General features: G+C 73.2%; 20 protein-coding genes. 16 read left to right on the top strand and 4 right to left on the bottom strand.

Annotated elements, in window-relative coordinates:
- Positions 1–485 precede the first annotated feature (485 nt).
- The 10 genes from HDA31_RS09040 to HDA31_RS08995 all read left to right on the top strand — a co-directional run bounded on the left by HDA31_RS09040 (position 486) and on the right by HDA31_RS08995 (position 10,405).
- Positions 486–1,289, top strand: a complete 804-nt coding sequence (locus HDA31_RS09040; RefSeq protein WP_178065605.1) for an AfsR/SARP family transcriptional regulator — start codon at positions 486–488, stop codon at positions 1,287–1,289.
- Positions 1,290–1,409: 120 nt separating this feature from the next.
- A complete protein-coding gene (locus HDA31_RS09035; protein ID WP_178065606.1) occupies positions 1,410–2,237 on the top strand; it encodes a M23 family metallopeptidase in 828 nt (275 codons plus the stop codon).
- A gap of 33 nt (positions 2,238–2,270) precedes the next feature.
- Entirely contained in the window at positions 2,271–3,077 is an 807-nt protein-coding gene (locus HDA31_RS09030; RefSeq protein ID WP_178065607.1) for a hypothetical protein, read from the top strand.
- A gap of 198 nt (positions 3,078–3,275) precedes the next feature.
- Positions 3,276–5,570, top strand: coding sequence for a tetratricopeptide repeat protein (locus HDA31_RS09025; protein ID WP_178065608.1), 2,295 nt, complete (start codon positions 3,276–3,278; stop codon positions 5,568–5,570).
- Between the two features lie 66 nt (positions 5,571–5,636).
- The gene (locus HDA31_RS09020; RefSeq protein ID WP_311774350.1) at positions 5,637–5,966 is read left to right on the top strand and encodes an ArsR/SmtB family transcription factor; all 330 of its coding nucleotides are present in this window, start codon (positions 5,637–5,639) and stop codon (positions 5,964–5,966) included.
- A complete protein-coding gene (locus tag HDA31_RS09015; protein WP_178065610.1) occupies positions 5,966–6,655 on the top strand; it encodes a cation efflux transmembrane domain-containing protein in 690 nt (229 codons plus the stop codon). Before HDA31_RS09020 ends, HDA31_RS09015 begins: the two co-directional genes overlap by 1 nt.
- Positions 6,656–6,748: 93 nt before the next feature.
- The gene (locus HDA31_RS09010; protein ID WP_178065611.1) at positions 6,749–7,141 is read left to right on the top strand and encodes a nuclear transport factor 2 family protein; all 393 of its coding nucleotides are present in this window, start codon (positions 6,749–6,751) and stop codon (positions 7,139–7,141) included.
- A 113-nt stretch (positions 7,142–7,254) separates the two neighbouring features.
- The gene (locus HDA31_RS09005; protein WP_178065612.1) at positions 7,255–7,932 is read left to right on the top strand and encodes a vWA domain-containing protein; all 678 of its coding nucleotides are present in this window, start codon (positions 7,255–7,257) and stop codon (positions 7,930–7,932) included.
- Positions 7,929–8,783 (top strand): protein phosphatase 2C domain-containing protein, encoded by an 855-nt coding sequence (locus HDA31_RS09000; protein ID WP_178065613.1) that lies wholly within the window; start codon positions 7,929–7,931, stop codon positions 8,781–8,783. Before HDA31_RS09005 ends, HDA31_RS09000 begins: the two co-directional genes overlap by 4 nt.
- Positions 8,780–10,405: a protein kinase family protein gene (locus HDA31_RS08995; protein WP_178065614.1), complete on the top strand. Its 1,626-nt coding sequence runs from the start codon at positions 8,780–8,782 to the stop codon at positions 10,403–10,405. The genes HDA31_RS09000 and HDA31_RS08995 overlap by 4 nt, the downstream gene beginning before the upstream one ends.
- An 832-nt stretch (positions 10,406–11,237) precedes the next feature.
- On the opposite strand, the gene HDA31_RS08990 is transcribed toward HDA31_RS08995, so the two are convergent.
- Entirely contained in the window at positions 11,238–11,618 is a 381-nt protein-coding gene (locus tag HDA31_RS08990) for a hypothetical protein (RefSeq protein ID WP_178065615.1), read from the bottom strand.
- 53 nt (positions 11,619–11,671) lie between these two features.
- On the opposite strand from HDA31_RS08990, the gene HDA31_RS32905 reads away from it, so the two are divergent.
- Entirely contained in the window at positions 11,672–14,539 is a 2,868-nt protein-coding gene (locus tag HDA31_RS32905; RefSeq protein ID WP_178065616.1) for a CHAT domain-containing protein, read from the top strand.
- Here the strand turns inward: HDA31_RS32905 and HDA31_RS08980 are convergent.
- The 3 genes from HDA31_RS08980 to HDA31_RS08970 form a co-directional block, all read right to left on the bottom strand.
- Entirely contained in the window at positions 14,536–15,351 is an 816-nt protein-coding gene (locus HDA31_RS08980) for an alpha/beta fold hydrolase (protein ID WP_178065617.1), read from the bottom strand. The genes HDA31_RS32905 and HDA31_RS08980 overlap by 4 nt on opposite strands.
- A 19-nt stretch (positions 15,352–15,370) precedes the next feature.
- On the bottom strand, positions 15,371–15,940 hold the full coding sequence (locus HDA31_RS08975) for a DJ-1/PfpI family protein (RefSeq protein ID WP_178065618.1): 570 nt from the start codon (positions 15,938–15,940) through the stop codon (positions 15,371–15,373).
- A 99-nt stretch (positions 15,941–16,039) separates the two neighbouring features.
- Entirely contained in the window at positions 16,040–16,783 is a 744-nt protein-coding gene (locus tag HDA31_RS08970) for a GntR family transcriptional regulator (protein ID WP_178065619.1), read from the bottom strand.
- Between the two features lie 384 nt (positions 16,784–17,167).
- Between HDA31_RS08970 and HDA31_RS08965 the strand changes: the two genes are divergently transcribed.
- The 5 genes from HDA31_RS08965 to HDA31_RS08945 are packed head-to-tail and all read left to right on the top strand — an operon-like array spanning position 17,168 to position 22,602.
- Positions 17,168–18,601 carry a sugar ABC transporter substrate-binding protein gene (locus HDA31_RS08965; protein ID WP_178065620.1) on the top strand — a complete coding sequence of 478 codons (1,434 nt, stop codon included), beginning with the start codon at positions 17,168–17,170 and terminating at the stop codon, positions 18,599–18,601.
- Positions 18,598–19,548: a carbohydrate ABC transporter permease gene (locus tag HDA31_RS08960; protein ID WP_178065621.1), complete on the top strand. Its 951-nt coding sequence runs from the start codon at positions 18,598–18,600 to the stop codon at positions 19,546–19,548. The genes HDA31_RS08965 and HDA31_RS08960 overlap by 4 nt, the downstream gene beginning before the upstream one ends.
- Positions 19,548–20,459: a carbohydrate ABC transporter permease gene (locus tag HDA31_RS08955; protein ID WP_178065622.1), complete on the top strand. Its 912-nt coding sequence runs from the start codon at positions 19,548–19,550 to the stop codon at positions 20,457–20,459. The genes HDA31_RS08960 and HDA31_RS08955 overlap by 1 nt, the downstream gene beginning before the upstream one ends.
- Positions 20,459–21,526, top strand: coding sequence for an ABC transporter ATP-binding protein (locus HDA31_RS08950; protein ID WP_178065623.1), 1,068 nt, complete (start codon positions 20,459–20,461; stop codon positions 21,524–21,526). The genes HDA31_RS08955 and HDA31_RS08950 overlap by 1 nt, the downstream gene beginning before the upstream one ends.
- Positions 21,526–22,602: an ABC transporter ATP-binding protein gene (locus HDA31_RS08945; RefSeq protein ID WP_178065624.1), complete on the top strand. Its 1,077-nt coding sequence runs from the start codon at positions 21,526–21,528 to the stop codon at positions 22,600–22,602. The genes HDA31_RS08950 and HDA31_RS08945 overlap by 1 nt, the downstream gene beginning before the upstream one ends.
- The last annotated feature ends 89 nt before the right edge of the window (positions 22,603–22,691 follow it).

Raw genomic sequence — 22,691 nt, 5'->3', positions numbered from 1 at the left:
CCGCGCGACGCCGGAGCCGGTCCGCGACGCGGAGCCCCGGCCCACGGCAGGGCAAGGCCGAACGGTGCCACGACAGGGGGCCGCCCCGACGCGACCAACGACGTCGGATCCGCCACGCGCACAGAAATCCATCGACCATGATCATCGCTTGCGAATTGCGCCCAACATAACTCTGCGCAACTGCAAGAAGAGCGTTAACAGCATGTCTGACATACACTGCGGTAGTCCGACAAGCCACTTCTTGCGGCGCTAAAATCCCAATAAAATCCCAGGTGAATCGGCCCGCGGCCATGGTGTGTCGTAGATCACACAAGTTTTGCCGTTTGCTGCACAACAAGCCGCTTGTTAGAGTTCGTCCGGCTCGAATGAACAGCTGCCGGACGGGGGCGGCGATCTGCGCCTAAGCGCGAGAAGAAACTGTTTTCCGCCAGAATGGGGTCTGCTATCGTCGCGTCGCTCCGATTGGAGTACTTGGAGGCCACGGCTTGAGATACGAGATTCTTGGTCCCGTTCGCATCACGGCCGGCAAGGAAACGCCATCGGTGGGGACGCACAAGGTGGAGGTGCTGCTGCGGACGCTCCTGATCCGCAACGGACACATTCTGTCTCTCGATCAGCTAGCCACGGAACTGTGGGGTGACCGGCCTCCCATCCGAGCCCGGGCCTCCATCCACGTGTACGTGTCCCAGCTCCGCAAGGTGCTCAACAGGTTCTCGCGCAACAACTGCGTCATAACGACGCGGGCCCCCGGCTACATGCTGGAGCTCGGCGGCGACGAACTCGACCTCGAACTGTTCGTGGCCCTGGCCGAGAAGGCGCGCCTACAGCGCTCGGTCCACCGGCACGACCTGGCCGTCGAGACCCTGACCGAGGCGCTGCGGTACTGGCGGGAGCCGGTCCAGGCCTCCTCCTACAAAGGGCCGATCATCCGGGAGTTCGCCAACTGGGCCGAGGAACTGCGGGTCGAGTGCACCGAAATGCTGGCCCGCTCGCTGCTCGCCTCGGACCAGAGCAGCCAGGCCGTGCGGATACTGTACGGACTGATCGCCGAGTTCCCGCTCCGGGAGAAGCTCTACGCGTTCCTCATGGAGGCGCTCAGCCAGTCCGGTCGCCGCGCCGACGCCCTGGAGGTGTACCAGACGGCGCGACGGCAGATCCGCGAGGAGCTCGGCCTGGAACCGTGCCGATTTCTCCGGGAAACACAGGAGATCATCCTCAGGGGCAATCTCGACGAGCTGAGCTTCAGGCACGCTCGCCACGAGCAACGCGTTCAGCCCTACGCCGTCTGATCGCACGCGGCCCCGGCGGGGAGCAGACACCGGCGCCGAAGCCCTCGCGGAGCGTCCCCGCCTGCCGCCCGAGGCTCAGCACCCCTTGCCCCGCACCGGAAGTAGCCCTAGTTTGCATTGATGATCCTCAACGAGGAGCCTCGCCCCGACCCGCACGGTGTCAGCCCCGGCGAGCTGCGGCCGGAGGAGCTCGCCGGCGTCGCCTACCTGCGCGGGCTGTCCAGGCGGGGGTTCATCACCGGGGCCGCGTTGGCGGCGTCCGGGGTGTCGGCCGCCTTCGCCCTGCTGCCCGGCTCCGCCCGGGCCGCCGGCAGCTATCAGCGGCCGTGCGGGAACGTCCGCATCTCGAGCTCCTGGCAGGACCACCGCAACCGGACGCCGCCCTCGGGCGAGCCGGGCACCGACTACGCGGTCGGCACTGGCACGCCCGTCGTGGCTGCGGCGAACGGCACGATCCGTTACGTGAAGACCGACACCTCGACCGCGACCGGGCGTGTCGTGGGGATGGCCCACGACGACGGCAACTACACCCGGCACCTGCACCTGTCGGCGGTCGCCGTCTCGACCGGTCAACGCGTGTCGCGCGGGCAGACGATCGCCTACTCCGGCGCCTCGGCGAACGGCAGCGACCAGGGTGTCGGGCCGCACGTGCACACGAGCCTCTGGCTGAACACCGGAAGTCCGACGAACTTCGGCGCGACGGCGGACTTCGAGAGCTACGTCGGAGACGTCGCCACCCCCAACCCACCCGACCAGGAGGTAGACGAAGTGTTCATCGCCAACGTACGGGGCAGCTGGTATCTCGTGGTCCCCCAGGGCACCGGCAAGCCGCGCGCGGTGGTCCTCGGCGGCGACAGCAATGCCGCCGCATCCGGCCTGCCCGTCCTGAACTTCAGCTGGGACCCGTCGATCAATGCGCTCCGGGCGGCCGTCGACGGCATCGGTTGACGCATCGCGGCGCGTCCCTGGCCGGACGCCACCGTGGACAGCCGGGGCGGCCGCCCCGGCCAGGTCGCCGCGCGGTGGGGCCGCGCCGGGGCCCGCGCGCCGCACGCGGGGGCCGGCCGGGAAGTGGCGGGGGCGCACTACGCTGCGGCCGACCTGATCGAAAGGAAGAACATGCGCAGGACGCTGCTGCCGCTGGCCGCGCTCGCCCTGGTCCTCGTGGCGGGCGGTTGCACGATCGAGATCAACGATGGCACCACGCCGGACCCCGGCGGGAGCAGCACACCGTCGGAGTCACCGGTGACCGACGAGCCGTTCGGCGATGGCAGCAGCGAGAACGACAACGTCTCGCCGACCGCCGCCCCGCCGGCGAAGGCCGCCGCGCTGACCTGCGACCAGGTGGCCGAGTCGGAGCTGGGCAGCGCCAAGGTGCGGTACAACGACTACCCCGACCCGATCCCGCTGACCGAGGGGCGTTGGGCCGGTGAGGACGGCGTGGTGGTCGCCCTGCAACCCCCCTGCGCGATCGGCGACCTGACCGGCGACGGCGCCGCCGACGCGGTGCGCGCGGTGATGCTCGACGGCGGCGGGACGGGCAAGTTCTGGGGCATCGTGCTCTGGCGCAACGTCAAGGGCGTCCCGGCCTACGTCGGCACGGTCGACCTCGGCGACCGCACCCCGGTCGAGAAGGTCACCATCAGCGCCGGGCAGGCGCACGTGGTCTACCTGACCCGGCCCGACGACGCCTCGATGGTCGAGCTGGTGATCGAGCGGACGGCCACCTACCGGCTCATCGACGGCAAGCTGGAGGAGATCGGGTACGTCGACAAGCCGCACTCCTAGCCCGCGTCGACCTGCGGGCCGGGTGCCCGTACCCCGTGGTGAACGCTGCCCCACCTCCGCCGCCGTCGGTGGCGGAGGTGGGGTTCGCGCAGCGCAGGCCACTGATCCCCCGGCGGCGGACCACCGTCGCCGCGCCGCCCCGCCGGGCCGTGCCCGAGGCAGCGACCGGGGTTGATCCGACCGACCACAATGCTGGTGGTGGCAGTCCACCTCAGCTCCCACCAGCCCCGACTCCGGCTGATCGGTGGCGCGCTCTTCGTGGCCGCTGTCGTTGCCGCCGCCCTCGCCCTGGATGCCACGGTCGTCGCGACGGTCACGACAGTGCTGGGCGCGGTGGCCGGCGTGCTCGGTGTCTGGCTCCCGCTGCGCCAGCGGACGCCGCAGGCCGAAGGGGTCGCGGCGGGCCCGCCGCGCCGATCGGTGACCGCGCCGACCGGTGATGCGCCCCGGGTGCTGCACGGACGCGAGACCGAGCTGGCCCGGCTGCGGTCGGCGCTGGCCCGTCCGGGAGGACGGTTCCGGGTGCTGGCCGGCCTCGGCGGGGTCGGGAAGTCCGCCCTGGCGCTGGCCCTGCACGAGCACGCGGCCGCCCGGCGCGGCCGCAGCGCCTGGTGGATCTCGGCGCGCACGCCGGAGACGTTCGCCGACGGGATCGTCCACGTCGCGGAGACCCTCGGCGCCACCCCTGCCGACGCCGACGAACTCCGGGCGGGCACCGCGCGCGCCCGGGACCTCTGGTGGGAGCTGCTGTCCCGGGCGCGTCGCGGCTGGCTGCTGGTCATCGACGACGCCGACGAACTGCGGGTGCTCGGCGCACTGGACGGCACGGGCTGGCTCCGGCCGAGCGGACAGGGGCTGGTCCTGGTCACCAGCCGGGTCGGTAGCCCGCACCCGTGGGGACGCGCCGCCGAGGTGATCCGGCTCGGGCCGCTCGCCGAGGGACCGGCCGCGCAGATGCTGCTGGACCTGACCGGCGGCGGCAGCGAGGCGGCGGCGCGCCGCCTCGCGCGCCGCCTCGGCGGCCTGCCGCTGGCGCTCAAGGTCGCCGGCAGCGACATCGGCTGGGAGTTCTCCCGATGGGAGTCGCTCGCGGATTACGAGAGCGCGCTCGACGCAGGGGACGTGACCGGCCTGCTCCACGTGGACCGGGGCGTCGGCGGGCCCCCGGATCCGCGCCAGGTCCCGGCAACGACCTTCGAGATCTCCCTGGCCAGTCTCACCGGGGAGGGCCTGCCGCACGCGACGCCGCTGCTCCGGCTGCTGTCCTGCTACGCCCCGAACCTGCCGATCCCGGTCGACCTCCTCGCCTGCGAGGCGGTCGACGCGCTGCTCGGCGGCCCCGCCGACGAAGCCGGCCGCCAGCGGCACCTGCACACCGCGCTCCGCGGGCTGGCGCAGTTGAGCCTCGTCGCCGAAGGACACCTGGAGCGGCACGGGACGCGGATCCGGACGGCGTCGCTGCATCCGCTGGTCAGCGAGGCCAGCCGCAGCCGGGCCGCCGGCGCACCGCACCAGGCGGCCGTGGAAGCGGTCGTCGCGGCACTCGCTCCGCTGCGCTCCGACGACAGCCGCACCTGGCCACTGGCCGCCATCGTCAGCCCGCACGTCCGGCAGCTCCTCGACACGAGCCTGGCCTACCTCGACGACGAGCACCTCACCGCGCTGCTCGACGTCGCAGCCCGGCTGGTGGCCGCCGCGGCGTGGAGCGGCGCGGCCGACGCCAGCGGACAACTCGCCTCCCATGCGCTCGCCCGCACCACCCCCCTCGACGAGGACCACCCCGCGCGCCTGAACCTCCGCGCGGAGCTGGCCTGGGCGACCGGCCGCAACGGCGACTGGGACACCGCCCGCACCATGCTGGCCTCGGTGCTGCGGACCTGGGAGAGCCAGGCGGACCCGCCGCCGCTGCCCGTGCTGGACGTGCGCCACAAGCTCGCCTGGTCGATCGGCAGGACCGGGGACTGGGAGTCGACACGAGCCCGACTGACCGCGGTCGGCGAAGCACGTCGACGCCTGCTGGGGGCCGACCATCCGGACACGCTGCACACCCGGTGCTGCCTCGCCTGGGCGATGTGGCGCACCGGATCCCCCGCCGAGGCCGAGGCCGAGTACCGGAGCGTGATCGCGGACCGCCGGGCGGTGCTCGGCGACGACCACGTGGAGGTCCTCGACGCCTACCATTCACTCGCCGAGGGCTACGTGCTCGACAACCGCCACGAGGAGGCCGAGGCGGTGCTGCGCACGGTCGTCGCCGCTCGTGCCCGCCTGCTGGGCCCCGACCACCCGGAGACCCTCGACAACTGCCCCCGCTACTGGCTCGGCCGCGCCCTGCAGGGCCAGGGACGCCACGCCGAGGCCACCGACCTCCTCGAACGGCTGCTCAGGGAGCAGACCAGGTGGTTCGGCGTCGACCATCCGGCGACGGCGGCCACCCGGGCGTGTCTGACCGGCCGCCCCGGGACGACCGGCACGGACACCACCGACGCCCGGTGACCACGCGGCGGCGCGACCCAACGATACAGCCGTCCGTTAATTCATAGCACGATGTATCATTGCCGGGTGCAGACGTTGACTCAGGGGCAGGCCCTCGCCCGCTTCGGCCACGCCCTGTCCGACCCGGTCCGCGCCCGGCTCCTGCTCGCCCTGCGCGAAGGCCCCGGCTACCCGGCCGAACTCGCCGACGCCCTCGGCACCAGCCGGCAGAACCTGTCGAACCACCTGGCCTGCCTGCGCGGCTGCGGCCTCGTCGTCGCCGTGCCCGAGGGCCGCCGCAACCGCTACGAGCTCGCCGACCCCCGGCTCGCCCACGCCCTGAGCGACCTGCTCGGCCTCGTCGTCGCCGTGGACCCCGCCGTCTGCCCCGCCGCGGACCGGGACGGGTGCTGCTGATGGCCGCCACCGCCCTGCCCACCACCCCCCCGTCGACCGCCCGGCGGGCAGTCCTCACCCGCCGGATCCGGCTGTTCGTCGCCGCGACCGTCACCTACAACGTGGTCGAGGCGATCATCGCGATCACCGCCGGCGCCCGCGCGTCCTCCACCGCCCTGATCGGCTTCGGCCTCGACTCCGTCATCGAGGTGTCGTCGGCCGCCGCCGTGGCCTGGCAGTTCTCCGGCGTCGACCCCGAACGCCGCGAACGCGCCGCCCTGCGCGTCATCGCGGTCTCGTTCTACGCCCTCGCCGCCTACGTCACCGTCGAATCCGTCCACGCTCTGATCGACGGCGACCAAGCCGGGCACTCCACCGTCGGCCTCGCCCTCGCCGCGGTCTCCCTCGCGGTCATGCCGCTGCTCTCCGCCGCCCAACGACGCGCCGGCCGCGAACTCGGCTCCGCCTCCGCCGTCGCCGACTCCAGACAGACCCTGCTGTGCACCTACCTGTCCGCCGTCCTGCTGGCCGGGCTCGCGGTGAACTCGCTGTTCGGCTGGTGGTGGGCCGACCCCGCCGCCGCCCTCGTCATCGCCGCCGTGGCGGTCAAGGAAGGCAGGGACGCCTGGCGCGGCGACACCTGCTGCGCCCCGACCACCGCGCCGGCCACGTCACCCGCCACCGCCACCGACGACTGCTGCTGCGGCTGACACCCGCGCACTCTGGCGCCCGTTCCCGCGCTGGTCCGGGCCGGTGGCCCGGATGGGAGGATCGACGGGCGGTGGGATGGCAGGCTGTGGTGCATGGACAGGAAGCACGTCGGCGACTGGCTCGCCGCCTACGAGCAGGCGTGGCGCACACCGGGAACGGACACGCTGGTCACGATCTTCACGGAGGACGCGAGCTATCAGCAGGGGCCGTACTGGACGCCCGTCGTGGGTCTGCCCGCCATCGCCCGCATGTGGGAGGAACAGCGCACGGGGCCCGACGAGGTCTTCCAGATGACCTGGGAGATCGTCGCGGTCGACGGCGACACGGCGGTGTCACGTCACGAGGTCCGCTACGGCGATCCGGTCGAGCAGGAGTACCGCGACCTGTGGGTCGTGCGATTCGCCGACGACGGTCGGTGCCGGTCGTTCGAGGAGTGGCCGTTCTGGCCGGGGCAGCAGCCGGCCGACCCCCCGCAGGGATCGTGACCGGGCCTGCCGCCTCCTGAGCCGGCGGCCCGTGCCCCGCCCCGACGCCACCCCCGCATAGCCAGCCGGTGCTACGTTGGGGCCGTCCACTTGCGATGGTTGCGGGGGTGTGCATGGCGGAGACTGCCGGGCGGGTGCTGCCGGTCTATCTGGTGGCGGACGAGTCCGCCTCCATGACTCCGGTCGTGGACGAGCTGAACGCGGGGCTCCAATCGCTCCACGACGCACTGCTGCGCGAGCCCCTCGCGGCGGCCAAGGTCCGCTTCTCGATCGTCGGCTTCTCCGAGGACGTGATCGTCCATTCGGCGCTGTCCGACCTGCGCAACGAGACGGCGCTGCCGCAGCTGTCGGTGCGGGCCGGGACCGCCTACGGCGTCGCGTTCGGCCTGCTGATCGATCGGATCCCGGCCGATGTGCGGGCCCTCAAGCGGGAGGGCTTCGCGGTGCACCGGCCGGCGGTGTTCTTCCTCAGCGACGGGCAACCGACCGATCCGGGCGAGTGGGAGCCGGTCTATGCCGAGTTGGTCGACCGGGAACGCAACCCGACCGCGCCGAACATCATCGCGTGCGGCATCGGCGAGGCGCGCGCCGAGACGATCCTGCACGTGGCGACCCGGCCGGAGTTCGCGTTCGTGGCCACGCCGGGCGTGGAGGTGGGCTTCGCGATCGCCGAGTTCTGCACCGCCCTGACCCGCAGCGTCATCCGGTCGGGGCAGGCCGTCGGCGGTGACACGGCGGAGCTGGTCGTGGAGCGGCCGGACAGCTTCCGGATGGCCGTGGACGTGGTGTGACCTTCGACTGGGCGCCTCCGCAGATCGGGTCACCGGGCCCGGAGTCGCCGGCCCGCGCCCCGCAGACGCAGCCGTACCGGTCGGACACGGTGATCGACGGCTGGGCGACGGCCGGTTTCGAGGTGCGCGCGGCGTCGGTGCGCGGGCCCGGCCACCGGGCGTCCGGCGTGCCCCGGCAGGACGACTTCGCGCTGGCCACGGCGGCCGGCTCGGTGATCGCGGTGGTGGCCGACGGGGTCTCCAACGCCCCGCTGTCCCACCTGGGCGCCACCATGGTGTGCCGGACGGTCGTCGACTATCTGCTGCGCGCCGACGCCGCCGTCGACTGGCACGACCTGCTGCGGTGCGCGGGATGGGCGCTCGTGGAGTACGCCGGCCGGCAGCTGGGCGAACCCGATCCGCAGCGGGCCGAGGCGCTGCTGGCCAGCACCGTGGTCGTCGCCCTCGTCCGGCCGGACGACGCCGGTCGGGCCGTCGCCCAGCTGGTCCGGGTCGGCGACTCGGCCGCCTGGCGGTTGCGCGACGGCACGTGGGAGCCGCTGTTCGCCGCGCTGTCCGACCCGCAGGACGAGCTGCTCCCCGACGGCGTCGCCGCGCTGCCCCGGGTGCCCGCCGAGGTCCACCCGGTGCAGGTGACGATCGCCGAGGGCGACGTGCTGGTGCTGGCCACCGACGGCTTCGCCGAGCCGCTCGGCGACGGCACCGGGGACCTCGGGCGGCTGTTCGGCGACGGGCTGGCCACGCCACCTCCGATGACCCGGCTCGCCTGGATGCTCGACTTCGCCGGGGGGTCGTCGGACGACGATCGCACCGTGCTGGCCGTCTGGCCGGTGTCGCCCGGTCGGCCATGACCAGCCCGCTGCCGCCCGAGGTGAGCCTGTCCGCCCTCGGCCCGCGCACCCGGATCGGCGCCGGCGGCCAGGGCACGGTCTACGCCCTCGCCGAGGATCCGCGGTGGGTCTACAAGGAGTACGCGAGCCGGCTCGTCGACGACGTCGACGTCGCCACGTTGAACCGCTTCGTCCGGCTCGCCGCCGAGGCCGGACCGGACGCGGACGCGCTGCTCGGTCTCGCCGCCTGGCCCACCGCGGTCGTCCGCAAGGAGGGCACGGTCCGGGGGTTCCTGATGCCACGGGTGCCCGACCGGTTCCGGGTCCGGCTCCGGCTGCCGCGCGGGCCGGACACCGTCCTGGCGCAGGTGCAGTACCTCCTCAACAGCGACGACTACCTGTTCGACCGCGGGCTGCACGTCGACGACCGGATGCGCCTCGAGCTGCTGCGGGACACCGGCGAGGCGCTGACCCTGCTGCACCGGCTCGGCGTCTGCGTCGGCGACCTGTCGCCGAACAACCTGCTCTTCAGCCTCGACGGCCGGCCCCGGTGCTACTTCATCGACTGCGACGCGATGCGGCTGGCGGGCGACTCGGTGCTGGCGCAGGCCGAGACCCCGGAGTGGCACGTGCCGGACGCGGACGCCGAGGAGCTGGCCACGCCGGCCACCGACGCGTTCAAGTTCGGGCTTCTCGCGGTTCGCCTGTTCGCCGGTGACCAGCAGACACGTGACCCGGACGCGGCCCGGCGGCGGCTCGACCGGCCGCTGGTCGCCCTCGCCGGCAGGAGTCTCGACCCCGCCCCCGACCGCCGGCCGACGCCGGAGCAGTGGTTGGGCGCCCTGGACCGGAGCATCCGACGCACGCCGCCGACGCCACCGCCGGCGGAACCGGCCGCTCCCCCGCCGCGCCGGGGCCCGACGCGCCGCAACGCGCCCCGGTGGAGCCCCGTGCGCCGGGTCGTCCCGGGGCCCGGGGCGGCGAGCCCCCGACCGGCCACCCGGGGCTGGGGTCCGCTCGTCGTCGCGGCGTTCGCCGCCATCGCGGCGCTGGTCGGCCTGCTCACCGCCAACGGCGAGCCGTCGCCCACGACCCGGCAGAACCTGCCGACCGGACTGTGGCGGAACACCGCCCCGCCGTTCGCCTACCCCGGGTCGCCGACGGGGATTCCCGGTCTGGTCCTGCCCACCGGCAGCTCCGCGGGGCTGCCCGGATATCCCGACCTGTCCCTGCCGACCCATCCCGACCTCGGCGACCGGCTTCCCCTGATCGAGGTCTGTCTCCTCACCGACGTCAGGGTGGGAGCCGGCCTGAACCGGACGTCCGCCCGGACGAAGGCCGCCGTCCTCGCCGTCCGCAGCTTCCTCTGCTCGATCAACAACGAGACGCCGCCCCTGGACGACCCGAGCAGGACCCAGGCCGCCCGCGTCGCCGCGTTGACGAAGCGGGGCCCGTTCGCCGGCGCGAAGATCATCGGGCTGCGCACGGCGGCCGACGGGAACCCTCAGGTCAACGTGGTGTTCGAGCCGCGCGGCGCCGGCTCGTCAGCCGGCTGCCGGCGTTCCCGGCTGTCGCTCGCCAGGGACGGCGACGGATACCGCGTCAACTCGCTCGCCGCACCGGTGTGGGCCTCCTGCCCGTGACCGCTGGCACCCTTGTGCAGCAGGTCGTTGACGGCGTCGGCGGTGGACGGCGCGAGCGGACGGCCCTCCTCGACCGGGAAGCCCAACTCGGCGACCAGGCTGCGGTGCCGCAGGTCGACGGTCGCCTCCACGATGTCGGCGAACAGGCCCGCCGCAGACCGGGCCCGTCGCCAGGAGACGACACCGTGGACCGTGCCGAGCAGGGCCGCCGGCCACCACCAGGGCGTCAGCGTGAGGTAGAGCACCGCCCAACCGGCCGAGCCGACGGCCCGGTCGAGCCGGTCGCGCGCCTGTAGCACGTCGGTCCGCCCGTCGGGCCCGAGCAGCAGCCACAGCCGCGGCCAGATCAGGCCCAGGCGGAGCCCGTACTGCGCGGCCACCCGGTCGTCGAGAAGCCGGAGCCGGTCGCCGATCCACGTCGGACGCGCGGGCAGGTACACCGCCGGCACCACCCGGCGCTGCGCGGCGAGCCGCCGCAGGGCAGCGGCCCGCCGGCGGGCGGTCACCGCGGCCGCGATCCGGCTCGCCGGGCCGGCCCAGACGCCCAGCCAGACGCGGCGGACGACGCCGCCGGCCGCCTGCGCGCCGACCGCGGCCGCCGCCGCGACCGCGACGACGAGCGCCCCGACCACGACGGCCAGGCTGACCCGGCCCTTCAGGTGATCGAGCGCGTCGGCGGCGGCGCGCGCCGCGCCGGGTACGTCGAGGACGGAGCCGCGACCCGGCAGCACGGCGAAGGCGGCCACCGCGCACCACAGCAGGGCGGGGCCGAACGCCCGGGTCAGCCAGCGGTGTTCGATGCGCCGCCCGACCTCGCCCAGCAGCACTTCGATCATGGCTCGGACCGGTACGTCATCGGCGTCCCGGCCAGCGCGCAGTGCGGCACCCGGCCCTGGTCGTCGCGGTGCGCCCGGCGCGTGCACCGGTGACGCGGGCAGCGGTAGCCGCCGTCCAGCACCACCGGCGCGAGCCCCTCCAGCCGGGCGCCCCCGGCGTGGTCGGGAACCGACTCGCCGACGCCGCGTTCGGTCTCGGTCTCAGCCTCGGCCTCGACCGCCCAGCCGAGCTGCCGGCAGACCTCGGCCACCGGTCTGCCGGCGGCCAGGTCGTCGAGCGCCTCGTCGAGCAGGTCGGTCCACAGCCCCGCCTCCGCGTGCTCGCGCAGGATCGGCACGGCGGCGCACAGCTGGGCCAGCAGACGGCGTTGCTCCATCCACGACACTCCCGTCGGTTGACGCCCCGGCTCCTGTCGAATCTACTGAGTCGGTGCCATCCGCAGCGGGATCCGCCGATGCGGTGGACCCGCTCGTCGTCGCCTACAACGACAGCGGTGACGAGTCGCTGCTGGTCCGGGCCGAGGGCCTGGCGCGGGGCCTCCTCGCGGAGGATCCGTCCCGGGTGGACGTGCTCGCCGCGCTCTCCACCGTGCTGATGCTGCGCGGCCGGGCCTCGGACCCGGCGCGCCTCGACGCCGCCGTGGCCGTCGCCACGAAGGCAACGGCGCTGACCTCGCCCGACGACCCGTGGTGGCCGTACGTCAACGCCCAGCTCGCCTCGGTCGTCGGCTTCCGTTTCGAGCACCGGCGCGAGGTGTCGGACCTGTCGGTGGCGAGACGGCACGCGGACGTCGCGGTGGCCGCCGCCGGCGAGAGCGACCCCCTCCGCACGGACGTGCTGATCCGCTGTGTGAACGTGTACCGGCTCAGTTTCGAGCGGTTCGGCCGGCTGGCCGACATCGACACCGCGGTCCGCCTCAGCCGGGAGATCCACCGCTCCACCGACCCGGACCACGCGCTCACCGCCCGGCAGCTGCTGGCGCTCTGCCTGGTCATGCGCTTCGCCCGGACCGGCGGCCGACGCGACCTCGACGAGGCGATCGCGCACTGCCGGGACGGCCTGGCCGCCATGCCCGAACGGCACGTCGACCGGGCCGCCCTCAACGGCGTGCTGGTGATCGCGCTGGTGCAGCGCTGGGTGAGCGCCGACGGCGACGACGCCGACCTGCACGAGGCGGTCCGGGTCAGCCGGCGGGTGGTCGAGGACCTGCCGGCCGTCGGCGCGGTCCGCGCGCAACTGCTGGCCACCCACGGCGCCCTGCTGGTCATGCACGGCCTCAGCAGCAACTCGTCGCGGCACCTGGACGAGGCGATCCGCAGCACCCGGGAGGCCGTCGACTCGCCGACGGCCGACACGCAGCGGGCGGGCCACCTGGTCAACCTGGCCCACTCGCTGCTCGTCCGGGCCCGGATGAGCAGCGACCCGGCCGGGGTCAGTGACGCCGTGGAGACCGGCATGGCCGCCCTGGCCGGGTTCTCTCCCGGCCACCCGGACCGGGCGCGCGCCCTCAACGTGCTCGGCATGGCGTTGCGGACCCGCTACCTGATCGCGCACGACCCCGCCGACCTCGACGCCGCGGTCGGCATGTGGCGGTCGGCGGCGGCCTCCCGGGCGGGCGCGGTCGAGATCAGGATGACCGCGGCCCGCACCTGGGCGCGGACCGCCGCCGAGGCCGGCGACGCGGAGCTGGCCCTGGAGGCGTACGTCGCCGCCGTGGAACTGCTGCCGCTGCTGGCGTGGCGTGGCCTGGACCGCGCCGTGCAGGAGAAGCGGCTGACCACGGTGACCGGCCTGGCCGGCGACGCGGCCGCCTGGGTCGTCGCTGCCGGGCAGCCGGAGCGCGCGGTGGAGCTGCTGGAGCAGGGTCGTCAGGTGCTGTGGTCGCAGGCCCTGCAGACCCGCAGCGACCTGTCCGAGCTGGCCGCGGTCGCGCCCGTGCTCGCCGACGAGCTCGACCGGACGCGCCGGGAGCTGGACGGCGCCGAGGCCGCCCAGCTCGTCGAGCTGCCGGCCCACCCGGGCTGGGAGCTGGGCCGCGACCTGCTGACCAGCGCGCTGGGCGGACCGCACCGCGCCGAGACCGAGGACGCCGGTCACCGCCGCCGGCTGGCGGAGCGCTGGGAGCAGCTCGTGGCCGAGGCCCGCCGCCGGCCGGGCTTCGCGGGCTTCCTCCGTCCGCCGTCGTTCGCCGACCTGCAACCGGCGACCGCCGGCGGCGCGGCGGTGCTGGTCAACACCTCGCGGTGGCGCAGCGACGCGATCATCGTCACCGCCGACGGGGTACGCGCGGTGCCGCTGCCGTGGCTGTCCCACGACACGGCACAGCAGCGCGCCGTGGCGTTCCTCAAGGCCCAGCGGGCGGTGGAGGAGGGCGGCGGGCCGGCCGAGCGGGTCGCGCTGCGCCAGACGCTGGTGACGCTGCAACGGTGGCTCTGGGACACCGTCGGGGAGCCCGTCTGCGCGGCCCTCGACGACGTCCTCGGCAGCGCGCCGGATCGGCGGCACCGGGTGTGGTGGTGCCCGACCGGGCCGCTGACGATGCTGCCGCTGCACGCTGCCGGCCGGTTCGGGGCGAGCGCGCCGCTCGCCGCGAAACGCCGGATCTCGGTCGCCGCTCGGTGCGTGTCGTCGTACACCCCGAGCCTGACGGCGCTGCTGCGCGCCCGCGCCGCCTCGGCGTCGCCCGGACCACCGCGGGCGTTCGCGGTGGGACTCGGCGTGCTGCCCGGCCAGGCGCCGCTGCCGGCGGTCAGCGACGAGCTGCGCGCGGTCAGCTCGCACGTGCCCGGCCTACGGGTGCTGACCGGCCGCAACGCCACCGTCGAGGGGGTGCTGACCGCGCTCGGACAGCACGGGTGGGCGCACTTCGCCTGTCACGGCGACCAGGACTTCGAGCGACCCAGCGCGGCCGCCCTCCGCCTGGTCGACGGCAGGCTCAGCGTCCTGGACCTGGCCGGCCGTCTCGCCGCCCGCAGCCGGTCGGCCGGCGGCGCCGACCTCGCCTACCTCTCGGCGTGCCGCACCGCGGCGGGCGGCCGTGACCTGCCCGACGAGGCCATCCATCTCACCGCGGCGTTGCAGATGGCCGGCTTCCGGCACGTCATCGGCAGCCAGTGGGCGGTCTCCGACCGGGTGGCCGCGCAGGTCGCCGACGACGTCTACGCCGGCCTGAGGGCCGGGGAGCGCCTCGACGCGGACACCGCGGCCGTCGCGTTGGACCGGGCTGTCGACCGGGTGCGACGCGCGCACCCGGATCGCCCGGAACTGTGGGCGGCGCTGATCCACACCGGCCCCTAGCGCCCCGGCCCGAGGAAGCACGACAGCAGGTGCCGGAACTCGTGCGGATGCTCGACGGCCGGCACGTGCCCGCACCGGCCGAGCACGTGCAGCCGGACGTCGGCCAGGTGCCCGAGCAGGGGCAGGGTCGACGCCGCTAGCGGGGTGACCCGGTCCTCGGCGCCGTGCACGAGCAGCACCGGGGCGCGGACCGCCGCCAGCGTCCGCGCCGGGAGGGCGAGGTCGTCGGCCCAGCGCGCCCGGGGCGGCGGGAACAACGACGCGTACGCGGCCGCCCCCGCCCGCATCGCGGCGGCCCGGGCTTCGACGGCCGGGTCGGTCACGAGCGCCTGGTCGTGGACGAGGCGGCGCAGCATGTCGCGGGCCCCGAGCGGGCCGGCGGGGGCGGCCCAGATCGCGTCGAGATCGGCGGACAGCGGTGCCCCGGGGGCGCCCATCGTCGAGACCGCCACGACACGGGTGACCTGCTCAGGGCGCGCGGCCGCCAACGCCAGCGCCACCGCCCCGCCCATGGAGTGACCCACCACGGCGTAGCGCTCGACCCCGAGGGCGTCCATCAGGCCGGCGGCCTGCTCCGTCCACAGCTTGAGCCCGCCCCGGGCCCCCTCCGGGACGGGTGTGCGGCCGAACCCCGCCTGGTCGGGAGCCAGCACGCGCCAGGACGTGCCCAGCGCCTGCGCCGTCGTCGCCCAGGCTCCGGACCCGGTCGTGCCGGGTCCGGAGCCGTGCAGCATCAGCACCGTGGGCCCCGCGCCGCTGTCGAAGACGTGGACGGGACAGCCGTCGACGGTGACGGTGCGGAGTGCCGTCACCGGGACCGGCCGGGTGTGCTCATGCCGACGCGGGGTTGACGGACTTCGAGAAGACCTCCATCATCGCCCTGCCGAACTGCGGCATGTCGGGCCAGCCCCGGCACGAGACGAGGTTGCCGTCCACGACGTCGGGAGCGTCGATGACCGTCGCGCCCGCGTTCTCCATGTCACCGGTGATGGGCGGGAAGCAGGCCGTCTTCCGGCCCTTCAGCAGCCCGTACACCGCTGGCACCTGCGCGCCGTGGCAGACCAGGGCGATGGGAAGGTTGCGCGCGAAGAAGTGCTCGGTGATGCGCCTGACGTCGGCGTCGACCCGGATCCACTCGGGGGCGCGCCCCCCGGGGATGATGAGGGCGTCGTAACGCTCGACGTCGACCTCGGCCCAGGGCACGTCGACCGGGAGCTTCCGGCCGTTCTTCTCCACGTAGGCGTCGGAGTTGGGGTCGAACTCGTGGATGACCAGTTGCACGTCACGTCTCGTCCGCGACGAGACGTCGACGTCCCAGCCGCCCTCCTGCACGCGGTAGTAGGGGTACATGGTGTCGAGTTCCTCGGCGGCGTCGCCGGTCAGGAGCAGCGCTCTGGGCACCTGCTTCTCCTCGCATCTGGTGGCGGTGGGCGGTGAGGCGGACGCGATCAGATCCGATCTGATCCGGTGGGGCTAGCATTCCCCTGCCCCGCCCGCCCGTCAAGCCTCCACCGCCACTGCCGCCGCGTCCTCGACCTCGTCGAACAGTCGCCGGAACCGCTCGCCGGACCGCAGGATGTGTCGCCGCATCGCGTAGGCGGCGGCGTCGGGGTCGCGGGCGGCGATCGCGGCCACGACCTCCTCGTGCTCGGCCATGGCCAGGTGGGTGACCTGGGTGTCGTGGAGCAGCCGGAAGAGGTGCACGTGGCTGTGCAGGCGGGCGAGCGCCTCGCGGACGACCTGGTTGCCCGCGCTCAGGGCGACGAGATCGTGGAAGGCGGCGTCGCGCAGCCCGAAGGCGCCGTAGGCCATGGGCCCGCTGCCCCCCTCCAGCTCCGCCATCTCCTCCAGCATCCGGCGCAGGCCGGCCACCTGCTCCAGGGACGCGCGTTCGGCGGACCTGCGCGCCGCCGCCGGTTCGAGGAGCAGGCGGATCTCGAGCATGTCCTCGAACCGTTGCCGGGTGATCTGGGGCGGAATGCGGTAGCCGGCGTGGGGCACCCGCACGACCAGCCCCTCGGCCTCCATGCGGTTGAGCGCGTCCCGGATCGGCGTCTGCGAGACCCCCAGCTCCCGCGCCAGGACGTCGATCGTGACGCGGGAGCCGGGCTCGATCCGCAGCGACATCAGCTGTCCGAGCAGCGTGTCGTACACCTCGTCGGCGAGTCGGCCGCCGGCTCGCCCCGGCGACGTTCCGCCCGCCACGACCCTGCGGCCCCGCGCGGTCATCGCTTCGTCGTCCATCGTGACGTGAGGTCCTTTCCTGCATCTTCGGGAACCTGTTGACATCGGTAACGACGCTGCGACATGCTGACGCCCCGCTCGATCGTATAGGAAATCCGACGAGCGCCCGTCATCCCGCACCGCCAGAACCACCTGCCACCGCTCCACTCGATCACCTGACGCTCCCCTGAGCATGCTCGACGTCCCGCCCCGGCCGGCACCGGGCCGGACGGGCCGACGGGCCGCCCGACGGCGCGAGGACCCGGCGCGTCCCGGCGCGCCCGCGACGCCGGCCCCCGCGGGGTCGGCCCCGCGACAGCCCGGCAACCCGCCTGGACGATCCGGCACCCGCTCGGCGAAGCACCTAGCGAGGCTCCACACCCCCACCAGAAAGCAGGCCAGAAGATGCGGCATCCGAAGCTGACAGGACGATTGTCCGTTCCCGGGCGAAAGGCGCGGCTGGCGACGGCGGCCATGCTGCTGGTCGCCACCACCCTGGCGGCCTGCGGCGACAGCCAGGACGACGACGCGCAGGCGAGCGCCCCCAAGGCCCCGGCGACCATCCCGGAGCTCACCAAGGACCCGCTGACCCTCAGCTTCATCTGGTTCGACTGGCCCCCCGCACACGCGCTGGAGGAGTTCGCCAACGCGGAGTACAAGAAGGAACGGCCGAACGCGACCATCAAGGTCAACACCGTGCCGAACGCGAACTGGCACGACGCGATGTTCACCCAGTTCGCCGCGCGCAAGACCGACTTCGACATCGCGGTCCTGGACTCGCAGCACATCGGCGAGGCCGTGACGAACGGCAACATCCTCGACCTCACCGACTTCGTCAAGAACAACATCGACGTCAACGCCTACAACCCGTACCTGCTGGCGGCCTACGGCCAGTTCCCCCAGGCGGAGACCGGCAAGCGCGACGAGAACGCCAGCCTGTACGGACTGCCGCTGCTCGGCGACACCTGGACGATGATCTACCGCAAGGACCTGATCGGCGACAAGCCGCCGCAGACCTGGGACGAGATGATCTCGGTCGCCGGGAAGTGCCAGGCGGAGAACCCGGGCGTCAGCGGGCTGGCGTTCCACCAGGCCAACGGCTCCGACGCCGCGGCCGTCACCTACAACACGGTCAACGGCGTCTACGGCGGCAACCTCTGGGACCCGAAGACGCGCAAGATCGACGGCGTCCTCAACGACGCCGCGGGCCAGGAGGCGATGGACGTCCTGGTCAACAAGATGAAGCCGCTGACCGCCAAGGGCTCCGGCAACTGGTTCATCGACGAGGTCAACGCGGCGGTCGCCCAGGGCAAGGCGTGCATCGCGTTCAACTGGATCGCCGCGAGCGGCGGCCTGCTCGATCCGAAGCAGTCGACGCTCGGCACCACGCGGGAGCAGATCCTCGACAAGCTGGGCTTCGCCACCCTGCCGAGCCAGAAGACGAACCTCGTCCCCCTCGGCGGCATGGGGATGCACGTGTCGGCCTACTCCCCCGCGGCCAACCAGGCGGAGGCGCTGAACTTCATGAAGTGGTTCGAGCGGCCCGACATCCAGAAGAAGTGGGCCGCGGCCGGTGGCGTGCCGGCGCGCACGGACGCCCTGGAGTCGCCCGAGTTCCTCAACGCCGGGCCGTTCAACCGGGTGTACGCCGACTCGGTGCCCCGGATGCGGGACATGTGGAACGTGCCCGAGTACGCGCGCCTCGTCGACATCGAGAACACCAACGTGAACGCGGCCCTCAACGGCGCGAAGAAGCCGAAGGAGGCGCTCGACGACATCGCCCGGGAGCAGCAGAGCGTGCTCGACTCGAGCGGCCGCAAGGGCGGCGGCGGACTGTGAGTGACCCCGTCCCCCTGACGACCGACGACCCCGGGCAGGTGGCGTCCGCGACACCGCCTGCCCGGGGCCGGTCCCGCCGGCTGGGCGACCGCGGGCTCGCCGTGGCCTTCGTCTCCCCCGCGCTGCTGCTGTTGCTCGCGATGTCGGTGTTCCCGTTGCTGTGGGCGTTGTACCTGTCGTTCACCGACTACTCGGCCACCCGCGGCGGGCCCGCCAACTTCGTCGGGTTCGGCAACTACACGGCCATCCTGACGTCGGCGCAGGTCCACACCCGGGCCCTGACGACGTTGGTCTACGTGGTCGGCGCGGTCTCGCTGCAGACCGTGCTCGGCTTCGCCATCGCGTACCTGATCTCCCGGCGTACGCACGGGCGGGGACTGCTGACCACCCTGTTCCTGGTGCCGATGATGCTGTCGCCGGTCGTGGTCGGGCTGTTCTGGCGATTCATGCTCGACGCGCAGTTCGGCGTGATCAACAGCATGCTCGGCTCGGTCGGCCTCGGGCAGGTCGAGTGGCTCACCCGGCAGCGGACGGCACTGGTCTCCCTGATCGTGGTCGACACCTGGCAGTGGACGCCGTTCATCATGCTCATCGCGCTCGCGGGCCTCACCGCGGTGCCCAGGTACCTGTACGAGGCGGCCTCGATCGACCGGGCCTCCGAGTGGTTCCGGTTCCGCACCATCACGCTTCCGCTGGTGTGGCCGCTGCTCCTCATCGCCGTGCTGTTCCGGGCCATCGAGGCGTTCCGGCTGTTCGACCTCGTCTACATCCTCACCAGCGGCGGCCCGGGTGTCTCCACCGAGACGTTGTCGTTCCACGTCTACAAGGTCGCGTTCCTGGGCTTCAACACCGGGACCGCCTCGGCGTACGGGATTCTCATGGTCCTCGTCGTCGTCGTCCTCACGCAGCTCTACCTGCGCTACCTGAACAAGCTGAAGGAGGGCTGATGGCCGTCTCCGTCGACGAGGCCGTGTCCACGGGCCCGGCCCGGGACAATCCGCCTCCCGCGCGCCGCTTCGGCGGCCGGGGCCGCTCCGTCCTGGAGATCGCGCTGCTGACCGTGCTGGCCGTCGTGATGCTCTTCCCGGTGCTGTGGATGATCGAGACGTCCATCAAGGAGAACCGGGACGTCTACGCCATCCCGGCGAAGTTCTTCGACTTCGACGTCACCATGGCCCACTTCAGGGACGTGTTCGTCGCCCCCGACGGCGGCCGCTCGGCCCTGTCCGTCTCGTTCCTCAACTCGGTGGTGGTCGCCGGGGTCTCCACGGTGCTGGCCACCGTGCTGGGGGTCCCGGCGGCCTGGGCCTACTCGCGCTTCGGCATGAAGGCCAAGAAGGACCAGCTGTTCTTCATCCTGTCCACCCGCTTCATGCCCCCCGTGGTGGTGGTGATCCCGATCTTCCTCATGTACCGCCAGGTCGGGCTCATCGACAGCAAGCTCGGCCTGATCCTGATCTACGCCGCGTACAACGTCCCGTTCACGATCTGGATGATGAAGGGCTTCGTCGACGAGGTGCCCGCGGAGTACGAGGACGCCGCCATGCTCGACGGCTACACCCGCCTGCAGGCGTTCTGGAAGTTCACCCTCCCCCTGCTCGTGCCCGGCATCGCCGCGACGGCGGTCTTCGCCCTCATCTTCTCGTGGAACGAGTTCGTGTTCGCCATCTTCCTCACCTCCAGCGACGACGTCCGGACGGCCCCGCCCGCGATCGCCGGCCTCATCGGCGGCACCACCGTGGACTGGGGCCTGGTGGCCGCCGCCTCCGTGGTGTTCGCCCTGCCGGTGCTCATCTTCGCCTACCTGGTGCGCAAGCACCTCGTCGCCGGTGTGACGCTCGGGGCGGTGCGACGCTGATGGCCCGCATCGAGGTGACCGCCCTGCACAAGCGCTACCCGGACGGGACCGTCGCGGTCGAGCACGTGGATCTGTCCATCGGCGACGGCGAGCTGTTCGTGATGCTCGGCCCCTCGGGCTGCGGCAAGACGACCACGCTGCGGGCCATCGCCGGCCTGGAGCGGCAGACGACGGGCGACATCCGCATCGGCGACACGCTGGTCAACGACCTGCCACCCGCCGAGCGCGACATCGCCATGGTGTTCCAGTTCTACGCCCTCTACCCGCACCTGAGGACCCGCGACAACCTGGCGTTCCCGCTGCGGGCCGAGGGACTGCCCAAGCCGGAGGTGCAGGCGCGGGTCGCCGAGGCCGCCCGGCTGATGCGGCTCGGTCCGCTGCTGGACCGGCGACCCCGCCAGTTGTCCGGCGGGGAGCAGCAGCGCGTCGCGCTCGCCCGCGCCCTGGTGCGACGGCCGCGCGCGTTCCTCATGGACGAACCCCTCACCAACCTGGACGCGGAGCTGCGGGCCGACATGCGTACGGAGATCAAGCACCTGCAGGGCGAGCTGGGGGCGACCATGGTCTACGTCACCCACGACCAGGTGGAGGCGATGTCGCTCGGTCACCGGATCGCCATCCTCAACAAGGGCCGCGTCGAGCAGGTCGGCACGCCGCTGGAGGTCTACGACCGGCCGGCGAGCCTCTTCTGCGCCGCGTTCATCGGCTCCCCGCCGATCAACCTGATCGAGGTGGAGGTGGCCGACGGGACGCTGCGCGGCCAGGGCGGGCTGGTGCTCACGCCACCGCAGGGCCTGCCGCGCGACCGTCGCCTGGTCGCCGGCGTCCGGCCGGAGGCGCTGGAGGTCACCGCGCCGGGGGCCGAGGGCGCGATCCCGGCCCGCGTGGTCTCCGCCGAATGGCTGGGCGACGAGATCATCTACGTGGTCGACCACGGCGGCGAGCGCGACGTGCGGGTGCGGATGCCACCGACCGTCCGGTTCGCCGCCGACGCGACGGTCGGGCTGCGGCACACCGGCGGGACCCCGGCGGTCTACGACGTACGCACGGAAGAACTGGTGGCCTGATGGGAACCGTGGCGGTGCAGGGGCTGTGCAAGTCCTTCGGCAAGGTCCAGGCCCTGGACGGGGTGACCCTCGACGTGCCGGACGGCGCGTTCTTCGTCGTGCTCGGGCCCTCGGGGGCGGGCAAGACGACGACCCTGCGCGCGATCGCCGGCCTGGAGAAGCTCGACGCCGGCTCGGTGCACCTGGACGGCCGGGACGCGACCGGTGACACCCCGGCCGCACGCGACCTGGCCATGGTCTTCCAGAACTACGCCCTCTACCCGCGACGCACGGCCTTCGAGAACATCGCGTCGCCGTTGCGGGCACGCGGCGCGTCCTCGGGCGAGATCGCCGCGGCCGTCGAGCGGATGTCGAGCCTGCTGCACATCGAACGGCTGCTCCAGCGTCGTCCCGCGCAGTTGTCGGGCGGGGAGATGCAGCGGGTCGCCCTGGCCCGGGCGCTGGTCCGTCGCCCGCGCGCGTTCCTCATGGACGAGCCGCTGACGAACCTCGACCTCAAGCTCCGCGTCGAGATGCGCACCGAGCTCACCCGCATCCACCGCAACCTCGGCGCGACCTTCGTCTACGTGACCAACGACCAGGTCGAGGCCCTGTCCATGGCCGACCAGGTCGCGGTCCTCAAGGAGGGGAAGGTGCAACAGGTCGGCACGCCGACCGAGGTGTACGAGCGGCCGGCCAACCAGTGGGTCGCGGGGTTCGTCGGGAGCCCGCCGATCAGCCTGCTCGCCTGCCACGCCGAGGGGGACCGCCTGGTCGGCGCGGGGGGCTGGACGCTGCCGCGGCCCCGCTGGACCACGGCGGAGGAGGGCCGGGCGCTGCTGCTGGGCCTACGCGCGGAGGACCTCTCCGTCGAGCAGCGCGGGGACGCGTCGTTGGCGGGCGAACTCTACGGGCTCGAACCGCTCGGCGACCGGACGGTGGTCGACGTCCGGGTGGGGACCGAGATCCTCAAGGTCAAGGCACGACCCACCGCCACCGGCACGCCGGGCGAACGGGTGCAGGTCACGGTCGACCTGGACCGGGCGCACCTGTTCGACGCGGGCACCGGGCTGTCGCTGTCCGGGGCGGGGCGGTAGCCGCACCGCCGACGGTGCGGACGACTGCGGGCGACTGCGGCCGGCGACTGCGGCCGGCGCGCGCCGGACATGACCAAGAAGATCACAGG

The sequence above is a fragment of the Micromonospora carbonacea genome (assembly GCF_014205165.1).
In the GTDB taxonomy this organism is placed as follows: domain Bacteria; phylum Actinomycetota; class Actinomycetes; order Mycobacteriales; family Micromonosporaceae; genus Micromonospora; species Micromonospora carbonacea.
The sequence above is the reverse complement of the archived record's forward strand: the minus strand, read 5'-3'. Positions and strand labels throughout refer to the sequence as shown.

Excerpts from the sequence above, each read along its gene's own strand:
- HDA31_RS09035 (WP_178065606.1), top strand. The coding sequence starts at position 1,410 with ATGATCCTCAACGAGGAGCCTCGCCCCGACCCGCACGGTGTCAGCCCC.
- HDA31_RS09015 (WP_178065610.1), top strand. The coding sequence starts at position 5,966 with ATGGCCGCCACCGCCCTGCCCACCACCCCCCCGTCGACCGCCCGGCGG.
- HDA31_RS09010 (WP_178065611.1), top strand. The coding sequence starts at position 6,749 with ATGGACAGGAAGCACGTCGGCGACTGGCTCGCCGCCTACGAGCAGGCG.
- HDA31_RS09005 (WP_178065612.1), top strand. The coding sequence starts at position 7,255 with ATGGCGGAGACTGCCGGGCGGGTGCTGCCGGTCTATCTGGTGGCGGAC.
- HDA31_RS08995 (WP_178065614.1), top strand. The coding sequence starts at position 8,780 with ATGACCAGCCCGCTGCCGCCCGAGGTGAGCCTGTCCGCCCTCGGCCCG.
- HDA31_RS08990 (WP_178065615.1), bottom strand. The coding sequence starts at position 11,618 with ATGGAGCAACGCCGTCTGCTGGCCCAGCTGTGCGCCGCCGTGCCGATC.
- HDA31_RS08970 (WP_178065619.1), bottom strand. The coding sequence starts at position 16,783 with ATGGACGACGAAGCGATGACCGCGCGGGGCCGCAGGGTCGTGGCGGGC.
- HDA31_RS08965 (WP_178065620.1), top strand. The coding sequence starts at position 17,168 with ATGCGGCATCCGAAGCTGACAGGACGATTGTCCGTTCCCGGGCGAAAG.
- HDA31_RS08955 (WP_178065622.1), top strand. The coding sequence starts at position 19,548 with ATGGCCGTCTCCGTCGACGAGGCCGTGTCCACGGGCCCGGCCCGGGAC.
- HDA31_RS08950 (WP_178065623.1), top strand. The coding sequence starts at position 20,459 with ATGGCCCGCATCGAGGTGACCGCCCTGCACAAGCGCTACCCGGACGGG.
- HDA31_RS08945 (WP_178065624.1), top strand. The coding sequence starts at position 21,526 with ATGGGAACCGTGGCGGTGCAGGGGCTGTGCAAGTCCTTCGGCAAGGTC.